The organism is Limnohabitans sp. 2KL-27 (genome assembly GCF_001269345.1).
Taxonomy (GTDB): Bacteria; Pseudomonadota; Gammaproteobacteria; order Burkholderiales; family Burkholderiaceae_C; genus Limnohabitans_A.
Window position 1 is genome coordinate 47,616 of sequence record NZ_CXOP01000002.1, and the last position, 16,051, is coordinate 63,666.

General features: G+C 57.9%; 8 protein-coding genes, 2 tRNA genes and 3 rRNA genes. 1 reads left to right on the forward strand and 12 read right to left on the reverse strand.

All coding sequences use genetic code 11. From position 1 onward, the window contains the following. Positions 1–11: 11 nt before the first annotated feature. From LHAB_RS02860 to LHAB_RS02915, 12 genes are all read right to left on the reverse strand, one after another. Positions 12–407: a RidA family protein gene (locus tag LHAB_RS02860; RefSeq protein ID WP_090043895.1), complete on the reverse strand. Its 396-nt coding sequence runs from the start codon at positions 405–407 to the stop codon at positions 12–14. Positions 408–494: 87 nt separating this feature from the next. After that, a complete protein-coding gene (locus LHAB_RS02865) occupies positions 495–2,147 on the reverse strand; it encodes an AMP-binding protein (RefSeq protein WP_194943200.1) in 1,653 nt (550 codons plus the stop codon). A gap of 71 nt (positions 2,148–2,218) precedes the next feature. Next, positions 2,219–3,403 (reverse strand): acyl-CoA dehydrogenase family protein, encoded by a 1,185-nt coding sequence (locus LHAB_RS02870; RefSeq protein WP_090043897.1) that lies wholly within the window; start codon positions 3,401–3,403, stop codon positions 2,219–2,221. A 3-nt stretch (positions 3,404–3,406) separates the two neighbouring features. Continuing rightward, complete coding sequence (locus tag LHAB_RS02875) at positions 3,407–4,267, reverse strand: enoyl-CoA hydratase family protein (RefSeq protein ID WP_090043898.1); 861 nt, start codon at positions 4,265–4,267, stop codon at positions 3,407–3,409. A gap of 11 nt (positions 4,268–4,278) precedes the next feature. After that, a complete protein-coding gene (locus tag LHAB_RS02880) occupies positions 4,279–4,758 on the reverse strand; it encodes a MarR family winged helix-turn-helix transcriptional regulator (RefSeq protein ID WP_090043899.1) in 480 nt (159 codons plus the stop codon). Then, on the reverse strand, positions 4,755–5,546 hold the full coding sequence (locus tag LHAB_RS02885) for an SDR family NAD(P)-dependent oxidoreductase (RefSeq protein ID WP_090043900.1): 792 nt from the start codon (positions 5,544–5,546) through the stop codon (positions 4,755–4,757). The genes LHAB_RS02880 and LHAB_RS02885 overlap by 4 nt, the downstream gene beginning before the upstream one ends. A gap of 183 nt (positions 5,547–5,729) precedes the next feature. After that, positions 5,730–8,063, reverse strand: coding sequence for a bifunctional salicylyl-CoA 5-hydroxylase/oxidoreductase (locus LHAB_RS02890; RefSeq protein ID WP_090043901.1), 2,334 nt, complete (start codon positions 8,061–8,063; stop codon positions 5,730–5,732). Positions 8,064–8,269: 206 nt separating this feature from the next. Further along, positions 8,270–8,382 (reverse strand): 5S ribosomal RNA (gene rrf, locus LHAB_RS02895). 148 nt (positions 8,383–8,530) lie between these two features. Beyond that, a 23S ribosomal RNA gene (locus LHAB_RS02900) occupies positions 8,531–11,410 on the reverse strand. A 429-nt stretch (positions 11,411–11,839) separates the two neighbouring features. Continuing rightward, positions 11,840–11,915 (reverse strand) — tRNA-Ala (locus tag LHAB_RS02905). A 47-nt stretch (positions 11,916–11,962) separates the two neighbouring features. After that, positions 11,963–12,039 (reverse strand) — tRNA-Ile (locus LHAB_RS02910). A gap of 100 nt (positions 12,040–12,139) precedes the next feature. After that, positions 12,140–13,670, reverse strand: a 16S ribosomal RNA gene (locus tag LHAB_RS02915). The 16S, 23S and 5S rRNA genes sit together here with 2 tRNA genes alongside, the layout of an rRNA operon. A 449-nt stretch (positions 13,671–14,119) precedes the next feature. On the opposite strand from LHAB_RS02915, the gene LHAB_RS02920 reads away from it, so the two are divergent. Then, the gene (locus tag LHAB_RS02920) at positions 14,120–16,027 is read left to right on the forward strand and encodes an ATP-binding cassette domain-containing protein (protein ID WP_090043902.1); all 1,908 of its coding nucleotides are present in this window, start codon (positions 14,120–14,122) and stop codon (positions 16,025–16,027) included. The last annotated feature ends 24 nt before the right edge of the window (positions 16,028–16,051 follow it).

Sequence of the window (16,051 nt, forward strand, 5' to 3'; positions counted from 1 at the left end):
GCCCGCTGCCTTCACTCCGGCACCACCGCCGTGACTTCGATCTCCACTTGGGCGCGGTCTTCCACCAGATCGGCCACCTGCACCAGCGTCATGGCGGGATAGTTCTTGCCAATGACTTCTTGGTAGACCTTGCCCAGCTCCTTGCCGCGTGCGAGGTATTCCTTTTTGTCCTTGACGTACCAGGTCATGCGGGCCATGTGCTGCGGGCCTGCGCCTGCGCAAGCGAGCGTGTCAACGATGTTTTGCAGGGCCTGGCGGCACTGGGCCACAAAGTCGTCGGTCTCGAATTGGGCTTGGCCGTTCCAGCCGATCATGCCTGCGACGAACACCATGCGGCCACGCGCTTCGATGCCGTTGGCATAGCCTTTGGCGGGTGCCCAGCCTTCGGGTTGCAAGACGTTGAACATGAACTATTCCTCAGTAATGGGTGGATGTGCACGACGCGAAGCATGCAAAGCCGTTGATGGATGGCCGCGCTGCGCTCGCCATGACTGTCAGCGCAGTTGACGCAGCTTGAAGCGCTGCAGTTTGCCGGTTTCGGTGCGGGGCAAGGCGTCCAAAAAGACCACCTTGCGCGGGTACTTGAATGGGGCGATGGTTTGCTTGACGTGCTCTTGCAAGGCTTTTTCCATCGCCGCATCACCCGTGTGGCCGGGCTTGAGCACCACACAGGCCTGCACGATGTGCCCACGGTCTTCGTCGGGCATGCCGACCACGCCGCACTCAGACACGGCCGGGTGTTGCAGCAAAGCGCCTTCCACCTCGGGGCCTGCGATGTTGTAGCCCGCCGAAATGATCATGTCGTCGTTGCGCGCCTGGTAGCTGAAGTAGCCGTCGGCGTCCATGACGAAGGTGTCGCCGGGCAGGTTCCAACCGTCTTTCACATAGTCTTGCTGGCGCGGGTCGGCCAGGTATTTGCAGCCTGTGGGGCCGCGCACCGCGAGCCGCCCCACGGTGCCGGGCGGCACGGCTTGCATGTCATCGCCCACGATCTGCGCCACATAGCCGGGCACCACCTGGCCAATGTTGCCCGCCCGCACCTGAGCGCCGGCGCTCGAGATGTAGATGTGGATCACTTCGGTGCCGCCAATGCCATCGGTCATCTCAATGCCCGTGGCCTGCCTCCACAGCTGGCGGGTGGCGTCGGGCAAGGCCTCGCCTGCCGAGACGGGGTGCTTGAGGCTCGACAGGTCAATGCCTTTGGCCAGCGTCGCCATCTGGCGGTACATCGTGGGCGCGGTGTAGCACTGCGTGGCGCGGTACTTGGCAATGGTCTGCATCAAGGTCTCGGGCGTGTGCTTTTCGAGCAGCACGGTGCTGGCGCCAAAGCGCAGCGGGAACGCCAGCAAACCACCCAAGCCGAAGGTGAAGGCAATCGGCGGCGTGCCGCACACCACATCGGTCTCGTTCATCTGCAAGATGTGGCGCGGGAACAAATCGCACATGGCCAGCACATCGCGGTGGAAGTGCATAGTGCCCTTGGGTTGGCCCGTGGTGCCGCTGGTGAATGCAATCAGGCACACGTCGTCGCGGCTGGTGGGGTGGGCGGTGTACGCGCCAGTTTGCCGCGCCATGCGCTGCTCCAAGCCATCGGGAGCGTCACTGCGGAAATGCACCACCTGCTTCAAATGGGCCATGTGGCTGGCGTGGCCAGCCGTCATGCAGTGCTGCAGTTCATCGCCCAGCAAGCTGTCGCACAGCGCGGCGCTGACCTGCGCTTTGTCGATGATCTGGGCCAACTCGCCCGCACGCAGCAGCGGCATGGTGGGCACCGCCACCAGGCCCGCCTTGAGCGCGCCCAACAAGCAAGCAGCCATCATGGGGCTGTTGCCGCCGCGCAGCAAGATGCGGTTGCCGGGCACGAGGCCCATGTCTTGTGTCAGCACCTGGGCGATGCGGTTGCTCTTGTCTTGCAACTGTGCATACGTCCAGCTGAAGTCGCCGCCCCCCTTGTTGAAGTCGCTCACGCCATGCAGCGCGATGCGGTCGCCCCGGCCCTCTTGCACATGCCGGTCCACCAACTCCACAGCGCAGTTGATCTGGTCCGGGTAGTCCAACTCGGGCCGATCCGCCATGAACACGGGCAGCTGGTCTTTGGGCGGCAGCCGGTCACGCGCAAAGGTGTCGTTGTGGCTGCTGGGCAGCAGTTCGTTCCAGTCCTTCATGTGCTTTGTCTCCTTTTTTGTTTTTGCTGTGCAGCGCTTGCCGCACCACGCTGTCACCCCTTCAACACATCCTTGCCAATGATCAGCTGCTGCACTTCCGTCGCCCCTTCGTAAATCCGCAAAGCCCGGATCTCCCGGTACAGCGACTCCACCATCACGCCCTTCTTAACGCCCATGCCGCCGTGCATCTGCACCGCCATGTCGATGATCTGCTGCGCGTTTTCGGTGGCGGTCATCTTGGCCATGGCCGCTTCGCGGGTGATGCGTGCGCCTTGGTCGCGCAGCCAAGCGGCGCGATACGTCAAGAGCGTGGCCGCGTCCAGCATGGTGGCCATCTGCGCGATCTTGGTCTGGGTGATCTGAAAATCGCCCAAGCTCTGGCCAAACATCTTGCGCGAACGCGCCCAAGCGATGGACTCGTGCAAGGCGCGCCGCCCAAAGCCCAAAGCGGCTGCGGCCACCGAGGTGCGGAACACATCGAGCGTGGCCATGGCGACCTTGAAGCCCTGGCCCGCTTCGCCAATGCGTTGCTTTGCATCGACCTTGCAGTTGTCAAACTTGAGCGTGGCCAGCGGGTGCGGCGCGACCACGTCGATGCGCTCTTCAATCGTCAAGCCCGGGGTGTCGGCATCGACAATGAAAGCCGTGATGCCGCGTGCGCCCGGCGCTTCGCCTGTGCGGGCGAACACCACATAAAAGTCGGCAATGCCGCCGTTGCTGATCCAGGTCTTGCGTCCGTTGAGCACATAGCCGTCTGCCGTGGCGGTGGCGCTGCACTGCATGGCAGCCACGTCCGAGCCGGCATCGGGCTCGCTGAGCGCAAACGCCGACAAGGCTTGGCCCGAGGCCACGCGGGGCAGGTAGCGCTGCTTCTGATCGGCTGTGCCCATGAGGCTGATGGCGCCTGTGCCCAAGCCCTGCATGGCAAACGCGAAGTCAGACAAGCCGTTGTGAAAGGCCAGCGTCTCGCGCAGCAGGCAGAGCTGGCGGGTGTCGATCACATCCGATGCGGCGCCATAGGCCGTGCCAGAGACTGCGTGTTTTAGCCAACCGCCGCTGCCCAGCAGGCGCACCAGACGGATGCATTCGGCGTCCACCGCGTCGCGGCTTTCGTCATGGTGCGCGTGGGCCAGGTGTGCGTTGCACCAAGCGTCCAGCCGCACTTTGAAGTCGCGGTGGCTGTCATCAAAGAAGGGCCAGTCGAGTTCGGGCGGGTGAGTGGCTGGGTGGTCTGACATGGCTCAGTCCCCTTCAAAAACGGGCGTTTGCTTGGCCACAAAGGCGTGGTACGCCCGGTGGAAGTCGTTGGTGGCCATGCAGATGGCTTGGGCCTGGGCTTCGGCCTCAATGGCTTCGTCCACGCCCATGTTCCATTCTTGCTGCAGCATTTTTTTGGTGATGCCGTTGGCAAAGGTGGGGCCTGCCACCAGCTGGGCGGCGATGGCTTGTGCATCGCCCAACACGGTGTCTGCCTCGCACACGCGGTTGTAAAAACCCCAGCGCTCGGCCTCCAGTGCGCCCAAGCCGCGTCCGGTGAAGAGCAGCTCGCTCGCACGGCCTTGGCCGATGATGCGCGGCAGCAATGCGCAAGCGCCCATGTCGCAACCGGCCAAGCCGACTTTGTTGAACAGGAAATAAGTCTTGCTGCGCTCGGTTCCGTAGCGCAGGTCTGAGGCCATGGCCAGTATCGCGCCTGCGCCCGCGCACACACCGTCGATCGCCGCGATGATGGGTTGCGGGCAAGCACGCATGGCCTTGACCAAGTCGCCCGTCATGCGGGTGAAGGCCAGCAGGCCCGGCATGTCGAGTTTTGTCAGTGGCCCGATGATTTCGTGCACATCGCCACCGGAGCAAAAGTTGCCGCCCTCGCCCGTGATGACCACGGCGTGGATGTCGGTTGCGTAGGGCAATGCGCGAAAGAAGTCACGCAGCTCGGCGTAAGAGTCAAACGACAGCGGATTCTTTCGCTCGGGGCGGTTCAGGCTCACCGTGGCCACACCGTCTTTGACGGCCAGCAAGAAATGCTCGGGCTGGTAGCCCGCCATGGGCTGGTTGTGACGGGGCAGCTGGTGGGGCTGGCCGGGCAGGTAGCGTGGGCTCATGTCTTCTCCTTTTATTGTGTTCGGGTGCCGGACTTCAAGGTGCCCAGCAGTTGGTGCAACTGTGTTTGTTCTCGCTCTGCCAATGGCGACAGCAGCTCGACCACCCAGCCTTCGTGGGCCTGGGCCATGGCGGCAAATGCGGTACGCCCTGCCTCGGTCAAGCTGACGGTGAAAGAGCGGCGGTCGCTGGCCTGCATTTGCCGCTGCACCAGTTGTTCTTTTTCCAGCTGGTCCACGATGCTGGTGACGTTGCCGCCCGTGACCATCATGCGGCGCGACAGCTCGCTCATCGACAGGCCGTGCGGCTCACGCTCCAACTGGGCCATCAGGTCAAAACGCGGCAGCGTGATGTCAAACTGCTCGCGCAGGCGCTGGCGGATGGTGTCTTCGATGCGGGTGGTGGCCGACAACAAGCGCAACCACAGGCGCAGCGAGGCATGGTGATCGGCATGGGCCCGCACTTCCATATCGGTGTCTTGTCGTGCGCTCATGCCACCAGCTCCCCACCGTCGATGGCAATCGATTGGCCGTTGATCGCATCGCTGCCTGCCGCACACAGCCACAGCACGCTTTGCGCCACTTCCTGCGGTTGTACCAGGCGCTGTTGGGGGTTGCCTGCGGCCAGGGCTTGGCGCGCTTCGGCTTCGCTCTTGCCGGTTTTACCCACGATGTTTTGCACGGCGTGGCGCACGATGTCGGTCTCGGTGTAGCCGGGGCAAATCGCGTTCACGGTCACGCCCTTGCGCGCCAACTCGAGCGCGAGCGCTTTGGTCAGGCCGACCACGCCGTGCTTGGCGGCCACATAGGCGCTGACATAGGCATAGCCCTTGAGGCCTGCCGTGCTGGCGATGTTGACGATGCGTCCGGGCGTTCCGCTGGCTGCCGCTTCGAGCATGCCCGGCAGCACTGCCTGGATGCAATGGTAGGTGCCTGTGAGGTTGACGTTCAACATCTGCTGCCACAGCGCGGCATCGGTCTTGGCAAAGGGCGCGCTGTGCGCCTGGCCCGCGTTGTTGACCAAGATGTTCACCGAACCAAAGCGGGCCTGGGCCTGCTGCACCGCCGCTTGTACGGCGTGTTCATCGGCCACGTCCATGGGCGCGATCAGCACCGCCACATCGGGCACTTGTGCACGCAGCGCCTCGGCTTGCGCCTGCAGCTTGTCTTGCGAACGGCCACTCAGGGTCAAGCGGCAACCCGCTTGCGCGAGCTGCAGTGCGATGGCCGCGCCAATGCCTGCGCCCGCGCCAGTGATGAGGGCGTGGCGGTTGTTCAGCATGCGGTCACCTTTGTAGGAGCGGCAAACTCGCCGCGATGGACTTTTGTGGGAGTCACCTCGCCTTGATTGGTTTTTGTGGGAGCGGCGCCCTCGCCGCGATGGACGCCCATTCGCGACGAGGGCGTCGCTCCCAAAAATTCAAATTGCAAGGAAGTTGAAGTCCCCCCATGAGCATTCAACATCTCAATCCCCCTTTGTCGCAGCCTGCTGGGCACGCTCGCGGGCAAAGCCTGCTTCGAGCTGGGGCTTGCCCGAAACGTATGCACGCGGCCAAGCGATGTCTTTGAAGCCAATGCGTGCGGCTTCGGTCAGCGTCCAGGCCGGGTTGGCCAGGTGCGGCCGAGCCACAGCGCACAGGTCGGCGCGGCCTGCCGCCAAGATGCTGTTGACGTGGTCGGCTTCACTGATGGCGCCCACCGCGATGGTGGCGATGCCCGCTTCTTGGCGAATGCGGTCGGCAAAGGGGGTTTGGTACATGCGGCCGTAAGTGGGCTTTTGCTGAGCACTGACCTGACCCGATGAGCAGTCGATCATGTCAGCACCTGCAGCCTTGAAGGCGCGGGCGATCTCGACCGCGTCAGTCGGTGTGATGCCGCCTTCTACCCAATCGTGCGCCGAGATGCGCACCGACATGGGCAGTTCTTTGGGCCAAGCGGCGCGCACCGCGGCAAACACTTCGAGCGGGTAACGCAGGCGGTTGGCGAGCGATCCGCCGTATTCGTCTGTGCGTTGGTTGGTGAGCGGGCTGATGAAGCTCGACAGCAGATAGCCGTGGGCGCAGTGCAACTCCAGCCAATCGAAGCCGGCTTGCGCAGCACGCTGGGTGCTGGCCACGAAGTCGGCCGTGACCCGGTCCATGTCGGCCCGGGACATGGCGCGGGGCACATCGCCGTGGGGCAAATAGGGCTGAGCCGAGGCCGCCAGCAATGGCCAGTTACTCTCTTCGTCGTCAGCGGGAACAGGTTGGTCCATGCCAGGACCTTGCCAAGGGCGGCAGGTCGAGCCTTTGGGCCCGGCGTGGCCGATCTGCAGGCCGATCTTCGCGTCAGACTTGGCATGCACCCAGTCGGTGATGTGTTTGAAATCTTCGGTCTGCTCATCGCTCCACAGGCCCGGACAGCCGTGGGTGATGCGGCCGTCTGCGCTGGGCGCGGTCATCTCGACCATCACCAGCCCGGCGCCGCCCATGGCGCGTGCGCCCAAGTGCACGAGATGGTCATCGCCCACGCGGCCGTCCAGCGCCATGTACTGCGCCATAGGCGAGACGACGACTCGGTTTTTGAGGGTGACCGAGCGCTGGGTGTAGGGCGTGAACATGGGTGGACGTACCCCGGGTGTGGCCGTGCGCCCAGCGAACCAAGCCTCGTAGCCCTCCAACCAGGCCTTGTCGCGCAGTCTCAAATTCTCGTGGCTGATGCGCTGGCTGCGCGTCAGCATGGAATACATGAACTGCTCGGGTTCGAGCTGGTCGCAGTAACGTTCACCGCACACTTCGAACCACTCCATGGCATTCCAGGCGGCGTTTTGCAGGCGGATCACGTCGATCTCTCGCACAGCTTGGTAGTGCTTCAGGACTTCCGGGATGCGGTCAGCGGTATCGCCCAGCCCTTTGAATTGACGCACCAACTCGATCGCGTCTTCGAGCGCAAGCTTGGTGCCCGAGCCAATCGCAAAGTGAGCGGTGTGCACCGCGTCGCCCATCAGCACCACATGGCTGTTGCCGTTGAAGTGCGACCAGTTGGCGCACTTGACCCGCTGAAAGTTGAGCCAAGCCGAGCCACGCAGGTGGCGGGCGTTGGTCATCAACTTTTCGCCCTGAAGGTTCTTTGCGAAAAGCTTTTCACAAAAAGCAATCGACGCGTCTTGATCGGCTTTGTCCAGACCGTGCGCCAGCCAGACGTGCTCGGGGCACTCGACGATGAAGGTCGAAGTCTGGTTGTCGAATTTATAGACGTGCGCCTGAAACCAACCGTGCTCGGTCTTTTCAAACAAAAAGGTGAAGGCATCGTATTGGCGGTTGGTGCCCAGCCAGATGAAGCGATTGGGCCGAGTGACGATGTCTGGTTTGAAAACTTCAGGAAGCCTGCTTCGAACACGCGAATTCACACCATCGCTGGCCAGGATAAGGTCCGCGTCGGGAAAATCCAGATCCGAATTCACATCTTGTTCGAACAAGAGCTTGACGCCCACTTGCTCGCAGCGCTCTTGCAAAATATTCAGCAATTTTTTTCGCCCAATCCCCACAAATCCATGACCACCTGATCGGATCACACGGTCTTTGATGTGCAGTTCTATGTCATCCCAGTGGTTAAAAGCTTGCTCCACTTCTGCAGCGGTTTCTGGGTCCCACCCGCGCATGTTCTCCAGCGTCTGGTCAGAAAAAACAACACCCCAACCAAATGTGTCGTAAGGCTTGTTGCGCTCCACCACGGTGATGTCGTGGTGGTGGCCGAGCTTTTTCATCAGCAACGCAAAGTACAAACCCGAAGGACCACCGCCAATGCACACAATTTTCATGTTCGTTCTCTTTGCTATAGACCGCACAGGCCATTGATTAAGGCCTATATATTTCAAACCTCAAGTATTGAGGCGAATGAAAAGTCGGTCAATCAGGGAGTAACCCGTAGAAAACGAAAGAAAGAGAGGGAATGGTGCGGATGCAGAAATGCTTCGCACAAAGCAAAACGCCCCACCGGTCGGTGAGGCGTTTTGGGCTGTTAGAAGCCTGACGATGTCCTACTTTCACACGGGAACCCGCACTATCATCGGCGCTAAGTCGTTTCACTGTCCTGTTCGAGATGGGAAGGAGTGGGACCAACTTGCTATGGTCATCAGGCATAACTTGGTGTCATCTTGACTTGCATCAAGACAACGAATTCATAGAGTTTCGAATCAGATTTCGGCCTTTCAGCCATTTTTGAATGCGTCAACTTGGCATAACTTCCTTGACCAATGCACATCTTTCAATGTGTGATCAAAGTTATAGGGTCAAGCCGCACGAGCAATTAGTATCAGTTAGCTTAACGCATTACTGCGCTTCCACACCTGACCTATCAACGTCCTGGTCTTGAACGACTCTTCAGGGGGCTCAAGGCCCCGGCAGATCTCATCTTGAAACGAGTTTCCCGCTTAGATGCTTTCAGCGGTTATCTCTTCCACACTTAGCTACTCGGCAATGCCACTGGCGTGACAACCGATACACCAGAGGTGTGTCCACTCCGGTCCTCTCGTACTAGGAGCAGGCTTCCTCAAATCTGCAGCGCCCACGGAAGATAGGGACCAAACTGTCTCACGACGTTTTAAACCCAGCTCACGTACCTCTTTAAATGGCGAACAGCCATACCCTTGGGACCGGCTACAGCCCCAGGATGAGATGAGCCGACATCGAGGTGCCAAACACCGCCGTCGATATGAACTCTTGGGCGGTATCAGCCTGTTATCCCCAGAGTACCTTTTATCCGTTGAGCGATGGCCCTTCCATACAGAACCACCGGATCACTATGTCCTACTTTCGTATCTGCTCGACTTGTCAGTCTCGCAGTTAAGCACGCTTATGCCATTGCACTATCATCACGATGTCCGACCGTAACTAGCGTACCTTCGAACTCCTCCGTTACGCTTTGGGAGGAGACCGCCCCAGTCAAACTGCCTACCATGCACTGTCCCCGATCCAGATAATGGACCTAGGTTAGAACCTCAAACACACCAGGGTGGTATTTCAACGTTGGCTCCACAAGATCTAGCGACCTCGCTTCAAAGCCTCCCACCTATCCTACACAGATCTGTTCAAAGTCCAATACAAAGCTACAGTAAAGGTTCATGGGGTCTTTCCGTCTTTCCGCGGGGAGATTGCATCATCACAAACATTTCAACTTCGCTGAGTCTCAGGAGGAGACAGTGTGGCCATCGTTACGCCATTCGTGCAGGTCGGAACTTACCCGACAAGGAATTTCGCTACCTTAGGACCGTTATAGTTACGGCCGCCGTTTACTGGGACTTCAATCAAGAGCTTGCACCCCATCATTTAATCTTCCAGCACCGGGCAGGCGTCACACCCTATACGTCCACTTTCGTGTTTGCAGAGTGCTGTGTTTTTATTAAACAGTCGCAGCCACCGATTTTTTGCAACCCCGTTCGGCTCCCTTTGTTCAAGTTCACCTAATAGGGGCATACCTTCTCCCGAAGTTACGGTATCAATTTGCCGAGTTCCTTCTCCTGAGTTCTCTCAAGCGCCTTAGAATACTCATCTCGCGCACCAGTGTCGGTTTGCGGTACGGTCAATGACAAGCTGAAGCTTAGTGGCTTTTCCTGGAAGCAGGGTATCACTCACTTCAGGTGCAAGCACCCTCGTTATCACCCCTCATCTAAGCCCGGCGGATTTGCCTACCGAGCACGACTACAGGCTTGAACCAACATATCCAACAGTTGGCTGAGCTAACCTTCTCCGTCCCCACATCGCACTTGTCATCGGTACAGGAATATTGACCTGTTTCCCATCAGCTACGCATCTCTGCCTCGCCTTAGGGGCCGACTCACTCTACGCCGATGAACGTTGCGTAGAAAACCTTGCGCTTACGGCGAGGGGGCTTTTCACCCCCTTTAACGCTACTCATGTCAGCATTCGCACTTCTGATACCTCCAGCAGGGTTTACACCACCACCTTCACAGGCCTACAGAACGCTCTCCTACCACTTGCAATAAATTGCAAATCCGCAGCTTCGGTAACTGGCTTAGCCCCGTTACATCTTCCGCGCAGGACGACTCGATCAGTGAGCTATTACGCTTTCTTTAAATGATGGCTGCTTCTAAGCCAACATCCTGACTGTTTTAGCCTTCCCACTTCGTTTCCCACTTAGCCAATTTTAGGGACCTTAGCTGGCGGTCTGGGTTGTTTCCCTCTTGAGTCCGGACGTTAGCACCCGGTGCTCTGTCTCCCAAGCTGTACTCATCGGTATTCGGAGTTTGCCTTGGTTTGGTAAGTCGCCATGACCCCCTAGCCAAAACAGTGCTCTACCCCCGATGGTAATACTTGAGGCACTACCTAAATAGTTTTCGGAGAGAACCAGCTATTTCCAAGTTTGTTTAGCCTTTCACCCCTATCCACAGGTCATCCGCTAATTTTGCAACATTAGTCGGTTCGGACCTCCAGTACCTGTTACGGCACCTTCATCCTGCCCATGGATAGATCACTTGGTTTCGGGTCTACACCCAGCGACTGATCGCCCTATTCGGACTCGATTTCTCTACGGCTTCCCTATTCGGTTAACCTTGCCACTGAATGTAAGTCGCTGACCCATTATACAAAAGGTACGCAGTCACCCCTTTCGAGGCTCCTACTTTTTGTAAGCATGCGGTTTCAGGATCTATTTCACTCCCCTCCCGGGGTTCTTTTCGCCTTTCCCTCACGGTACTTGTTCACTATCGGTCAATGATGAGTATTTAGCCTTGGAGGATGGTCCCCCCATATTCAGACAGGATTTCTCGTGTCCCGCCCTACTTGTCGTTAGCTCAGTACCACACATCTGTTTTCGCATACGGGGCTATCACCCACTATGGCCGGCCTTTCCATGCCGCTTTGCTAACAGTTGTGCTATCACTAACAGGCTCTTCCGATTTCGCTCGCCACTACTTTCGGAATCTCGGTTGATGTCTTTTCCTCGAGCTACTGAGATGTTTCAGTTCACCCGGTTCGCCTCGCATGACTATGTATTCATCATGCGATACCCCTAAGGGTGGGTTTCCCCATTCAGAAATCTCCGGATCAAAGCTTATTTGCCAGCTCCCCGAAGCTTATCGCAGGCTTTCACGTCTTTCGTCGCCTATCATTGCCAAGGCATCCACCACATGCTCTTATTCACTTGACCCTATAACTTTGAACTCTCTTGCGAGAACTCATCGTTGTTTTCAAGGAATGTCTGTCAGGTCTTTCACCTGACGCGTTATGCCGTAAATGAATAATTCCTCAACACCGGATGTTTCCATCCAATATCAAAAGAACAATTCGTCTTTACTTGAATTTCAAACGTCGTTTGAATATTCGTTTTGACGCAATCAAAAAATTGTCACCAGGGGCACGGTCCGCACTAAACCTTTACGAATGTGCGGTTTCCCCTGGCAACTCTGATTCGACTCTATGAATTTTTAAAGAACAGCCGTGTGTCTTGCGACACTTGTTAATCGATCAATATCAATCAACACAAAAACAGCCTCGCAATCTCTTGCCAAGCAGCTTTTGTTTTGAATGAAGATTTATCCAGGCCCTTGCAAAGCCCGCTCAACATTTCGATAAGTGATGGTGGAGGATGACGGGATCGAACCGACGACCCCCTGCTTGCAAAGCAGGTGCTCTCCCAGCTGAGCTAATCCCCCGTTATCTTGTCCGGAGCGCCCAAACAGCGCTCACTCTTCAGAAGGATTGGTGGGTCTGGTTGGTCTCGAACCAACGACCCCTGCGTTATCAACACAGTGCTCTAACCAACTGAGCTACAGACCCAAGTCGTTGCTCAACAACCAGGCTTTATGCCCAAGCCGTCAGCGACTTGCCTTCCAACAACCGATAAGTGTGAGCGTTCAATTTAGATTGCAGTTTCCAGAAAGGAGGTGATCCAGCCGCACCTTCCGATACGGCTACCTTGTTACGACTTCACCCCAGTCACGAACCCCGCCGTGGTAATCGCCCTCCTTGCGGTTAGGCTAACTACTTCTGGCGAGACCCGCTCCCATGGTGTGACGGGCGGTGTGTACAAGACCCGGGAACGTATTCACCGTGACATTCTGATCCACGATTACTAGCGATTCCGACTTCACGCAGTCGAGTTGCAGACTGCGATCCGGACTACGACTGGTTTTATGGGATTAGCTCCCCCTCGCGGGTTGGCAACCCTTTGTACCAGCCATTGTATGACGTGTGTAGCCCCACCTATAAGGGCCATGAGGACTTGACGTCATCCCCACCTTCCTCCGGTTTGTCACCGGCAGTCTCATTAGAGTGCCCAACTGAATGTAGCAACTAATGACAAGGGTTGCGCTCGTTGCGGGACTTAACCCAACATCTCACGACACGAGCTGACGACAGCCATGCAGCACCTGTGTTACGGCTCTCTTTCGAGCACGCCTCTATCTCTAAAGGCTTCCGTACATGTCAAAGGTGGGTAAGGTTTTTCGCGTTGCATCGAATTAAACCACATCATCCACCGCTTGTGCGGGTCCCCGTCAATTCCTTTGAGTTTCAACCTTGCGGCCGTACTCCCCAGGCGGTCAACTTCACGCGTTAGCTTCGTTACTGAGTCAGTGAAGACCCAACAACCAGTTGACATCGTTTAGGGCGTGGACTACCAGGGTATCTAATCCTGTTTGCTCCCCACGCTTTCGTGCATGAGCGTCAGTACAGGTCCAGGGGATTGCCTTCGCCATCGGTGTTCCTCCGCATATCTACGCATTTCACTGCTACACGCGGAATTCCATCCCCCTCTACCGTACTCTAGCTATGCAGTCACAAAGGCAGTTCCCAGGTTGAGCCCGGGGATTTCACCTCTGTCTTACATAACCGCCTGCGCACGCTTTACGCCCAGTAATTCCGATTAACGCTTGCACCCTACGTATTACCGCGGCTGCTGGCACGTAGTTAGCCGGTGCTTATTCTTACGGTACCGTCATGAGCTCCTCGTATTAAGAGAAACCTTTTCGTTCCGTACAAAAGCAGTTTACAACCCGAGGGCCTTCATCCTGCACGCGGAATGGCTGGATCAGACTTGCGTCCATTGTCCAAAATTCCCCACTGCTGCCTCCCGTAGGAGTCTGGACCGTGTCTCAGTTCCAGTGTGGCTGGTCGTCCTCTCAGACCAGCTACAGATCGTTGGCTTGGTGAGCCTTTACCCCACCAACTACCTAATCTGATATCGGCCGCTCCAATCGCGCGAGGTCTTGCGATCCCCCGCTTTCATCCATAGATCGTATGCGGTATTAGCGTAACTTTCGCTACGTTATCCCCCACGACTGGGCACGTTCCGATATATTACTCACCCGTTCGCCACTCTCGAGGGGTTGCCCCCTCTACCGTTCGACTTGCATGTGTAAAGCATTCCGCCAGCGTTCAATCTGAGCCAGGATCAAACTCTATAGTTCGATCTTGATTTTTTTCGCTCTCTCGAGCAACTCATAAATTGGAATCGACGTGGTCACCATCTCTGATTTCCACATCTTTTTTACTTCATGAGCGTTTGTTAGCTAGTTAAAGCTAAGTTCCGAAGAACTTGGCAATCACCATCAAACGCCCACGCTTATCGGCTGTATATTTTTAAAGAACCCAAGGCAATTTGCATCACCCCGTCTTGCTTCGCCGCGATCAGCGAAGCCTCGAATTATGACACAGTTTTGAAGGCTGCGTCAAGTTTTTGAAAAATTTTTTGACCCCAGGGGTCTTTTCAAAAACTCCTTCACTGCCTGATTTGCGTTTCTTGCGAAAGCCCATTTGTGTGCAGCGAAGCCCTCTATTGTGACACAGTTTTTTAGGCCTTCGCCATCTTTTTGAATTTTTCGGCTAATTTTTTGAGCCACCCCCGGATAATGGGCCCATGGCATTACTCACACTCCTGAACGCGTCTCTGGCTTTTGGTCACGTCGCCCTCCTTGATCACGCTGACTTTTCTTTGGAAACGTCCGAGCGCATCGGCTTGATTGGTCGCAACGGCACGGGCAAGTCGTCCTTGCTCAAAATTTTGGCGGGCATGGAGCGTCCGGACGACGGGAACTTGCATGTGCAGCAAGGCGTTCGCATTGCTTACGTGGCGCAAGAGCCCGTGCTGGTGCCTGAACACACCATTTTTGAGTCGGTTCGAGAGGGTCTGTCCGAAGTGGTGCAGTGGATCGACGACTACACACACAGCCGGGGGGATCTGGACACGCTGCAAGGGCTGATCGAGTCGCGCGACGGCTGGGGCTGGGAGCAACGCCTGGATGAAACCCTGCAACGCCTGAAGCTGGACCCCAATGCCATTGTGCAGTCGCTGTCTGGCGGCATGCGCAAACGGGTGGCCCTGGCCCAGGCCTTGGTGACCCGCCCTGATGTGCTCTTGCTGGACGAGCCCACCAACCACCTGGACCTGAACGCCATCACCTGGCTGGAAGACCTGCTGATTGACTTCAAGGGCAGCGTGATCGCCATCACGCACGATCGGGCCTTTCTGGACCGCATCGCCACGCGCATTGTCGAGCTGGACCGAGGCAAGTTGCGCCCTTATCCGGGCAACTATGCCGCCTACCAGCTTCAAAAAGAAGAGCAACTCGCGCAAGAGGCCGTGATTCAGGCCAAAGCCGACAAGCTGCTGGCCCAAGAAGAAATTTGGATTCGCAAAGGTGTGGAAGCGCGTCGCACCCGCAGCCAAAGCCGCATCACGCGCCTGCAAAACCTGCGCAGCGAACGCGCCGCCCGCCGTGAAAAGGTGGGCAACGTGAAAATGGAAGTCGCCTCGGGCGTGCCCAGTGGCAAGCTGGTGGCCGAATTGACGGATGTGAGCAAGAGCTTCGCCCAGCCCGACGGCTCGGTGCGAACCATCATCCAGAAGTTCACCGGCACCTTGCTCCGAGGTGACAAGATTGGCCTGCTCGGCCCCAACGGTGCTGGCAAGACCACCTTGCTCAAACTGATTTTGGGCGAACTGGAAGCCGACAGCGGCGAAGTGCGCCGCGGCACCAAGCTGGAAGTGGCCTATTTTGACCAGATGCGCGACGCACTGGACCTGGACGCCACGCTGGAGGACTTCATCAGCCCCGGCAGCGAATGGATCGAGATCGGCAACAAGCGCCAGCACGTCAAGAGCTACCTGGGCGACTTTCTGTTCTCGCCCGCACGCGGCACCTCGCCCGTGCGCTCCTTGTCTGGTGGCGAGCGCAACCGCTTGCTGCTGGCGCGTTTGTTTGCGCGCCCGGCCAACGTGCTGGTGCTGGACGAACCCACCAACGACCTGGACATCGAAACCCTGGAATTGCTGGAGGAGCTGCTGCAGACCTACGAAGGCACCGTGTTCCTGGTCAGCCACGACCGCGCCTTCATGGACAACGTGGTCACCGGCATCATCGCCTGCGAAAGCGCCCCGGACCAACCGGGCCTGTGGCGCGAATACGAAGGCTCGGTGCAGGACTGGTTGGTGCAATCGCAACGCGCTCAGGCCATTCGGGCGCAAGCTGCGCAGCGCAGTGGCTCGACGCCACCGGCCGCGGCCGCCCCCATCACGGCGGCTGCCGCACCCGCAGCGGCCGCTCGCAGCAAACTCAGCTACAAAGAACAGCGCGAACTGGCCGAGTTGCCTGCCAAGATCGAAGCGCTGGAAAAAGAACAGGCCGCAGCCCGAGCGCAGTTGGCCGATGGCAGCATCTACCAACGTGACCCAGGCCTGGCACAGCAACTGTTCAAGCGCGATGCCGAGATGGACGACCTGTTGTTGGTGGCCATGGAGCGCTGGGAAGTGCTGTCGGCCCGCTGATGGCACGCGGACGAGTCCAAATGG

Excerpts from the sequence above, each read along its gene's own strand:
- LHAB_RS02885 (WP_090043900.1), bottom strand. The coding sequence starts at position 5,546 with ATGCTGAACAACCGCCACGCCCTCATCACTGGCGCGGGCGCAGGCATT.
- LHAB_RS02890 (WP_090043901.1), bottom strand. The coding sequence starts at position 8,063 with ATGAAAATTGTGTGCATTGGCGGTGGTCCTTCGGGTTTGTACTTTGCG.
- LHAB_RS02920 (WP_090043902.1), top strand. The coding sequence starts at position 14,120 with ATGGCATTACTCACACTCCTGAACGCGTCTCTGGCTTTTGGTCACGTC.
- LHAB_RS02875 (WP_090043898.1), bottom strand. The coding sequence starts at position 4,267 with ATGAGCCCACGCTACCTGCCCGGCCAGCCCCACCAGCTGCCCCGTCAC.
- LHAB_RS02870 (WP_090043897.1), bottom strand. The coding sequence starts at position 3,403 with ATGTCAGACCACCCAGCCACTCACCCGCCCGAACTCGACTGGCCCTTC.
- LHAB_RS02860 (WP_090043895.1), bottom strand. The coding sequence starts at position 407 with ATGTTCAACGTCTTGCAACCCGAAGGCTGGGCACCCGCCAAAGGCTAT.
- LHAB_RS02880 (WP_090043899.1), bottom strand. The coding sequence starts at position 4,758 with ATGAGCGCACGACAAGACACCGATATGGAAGTGCGGGCCCATGCCGAT.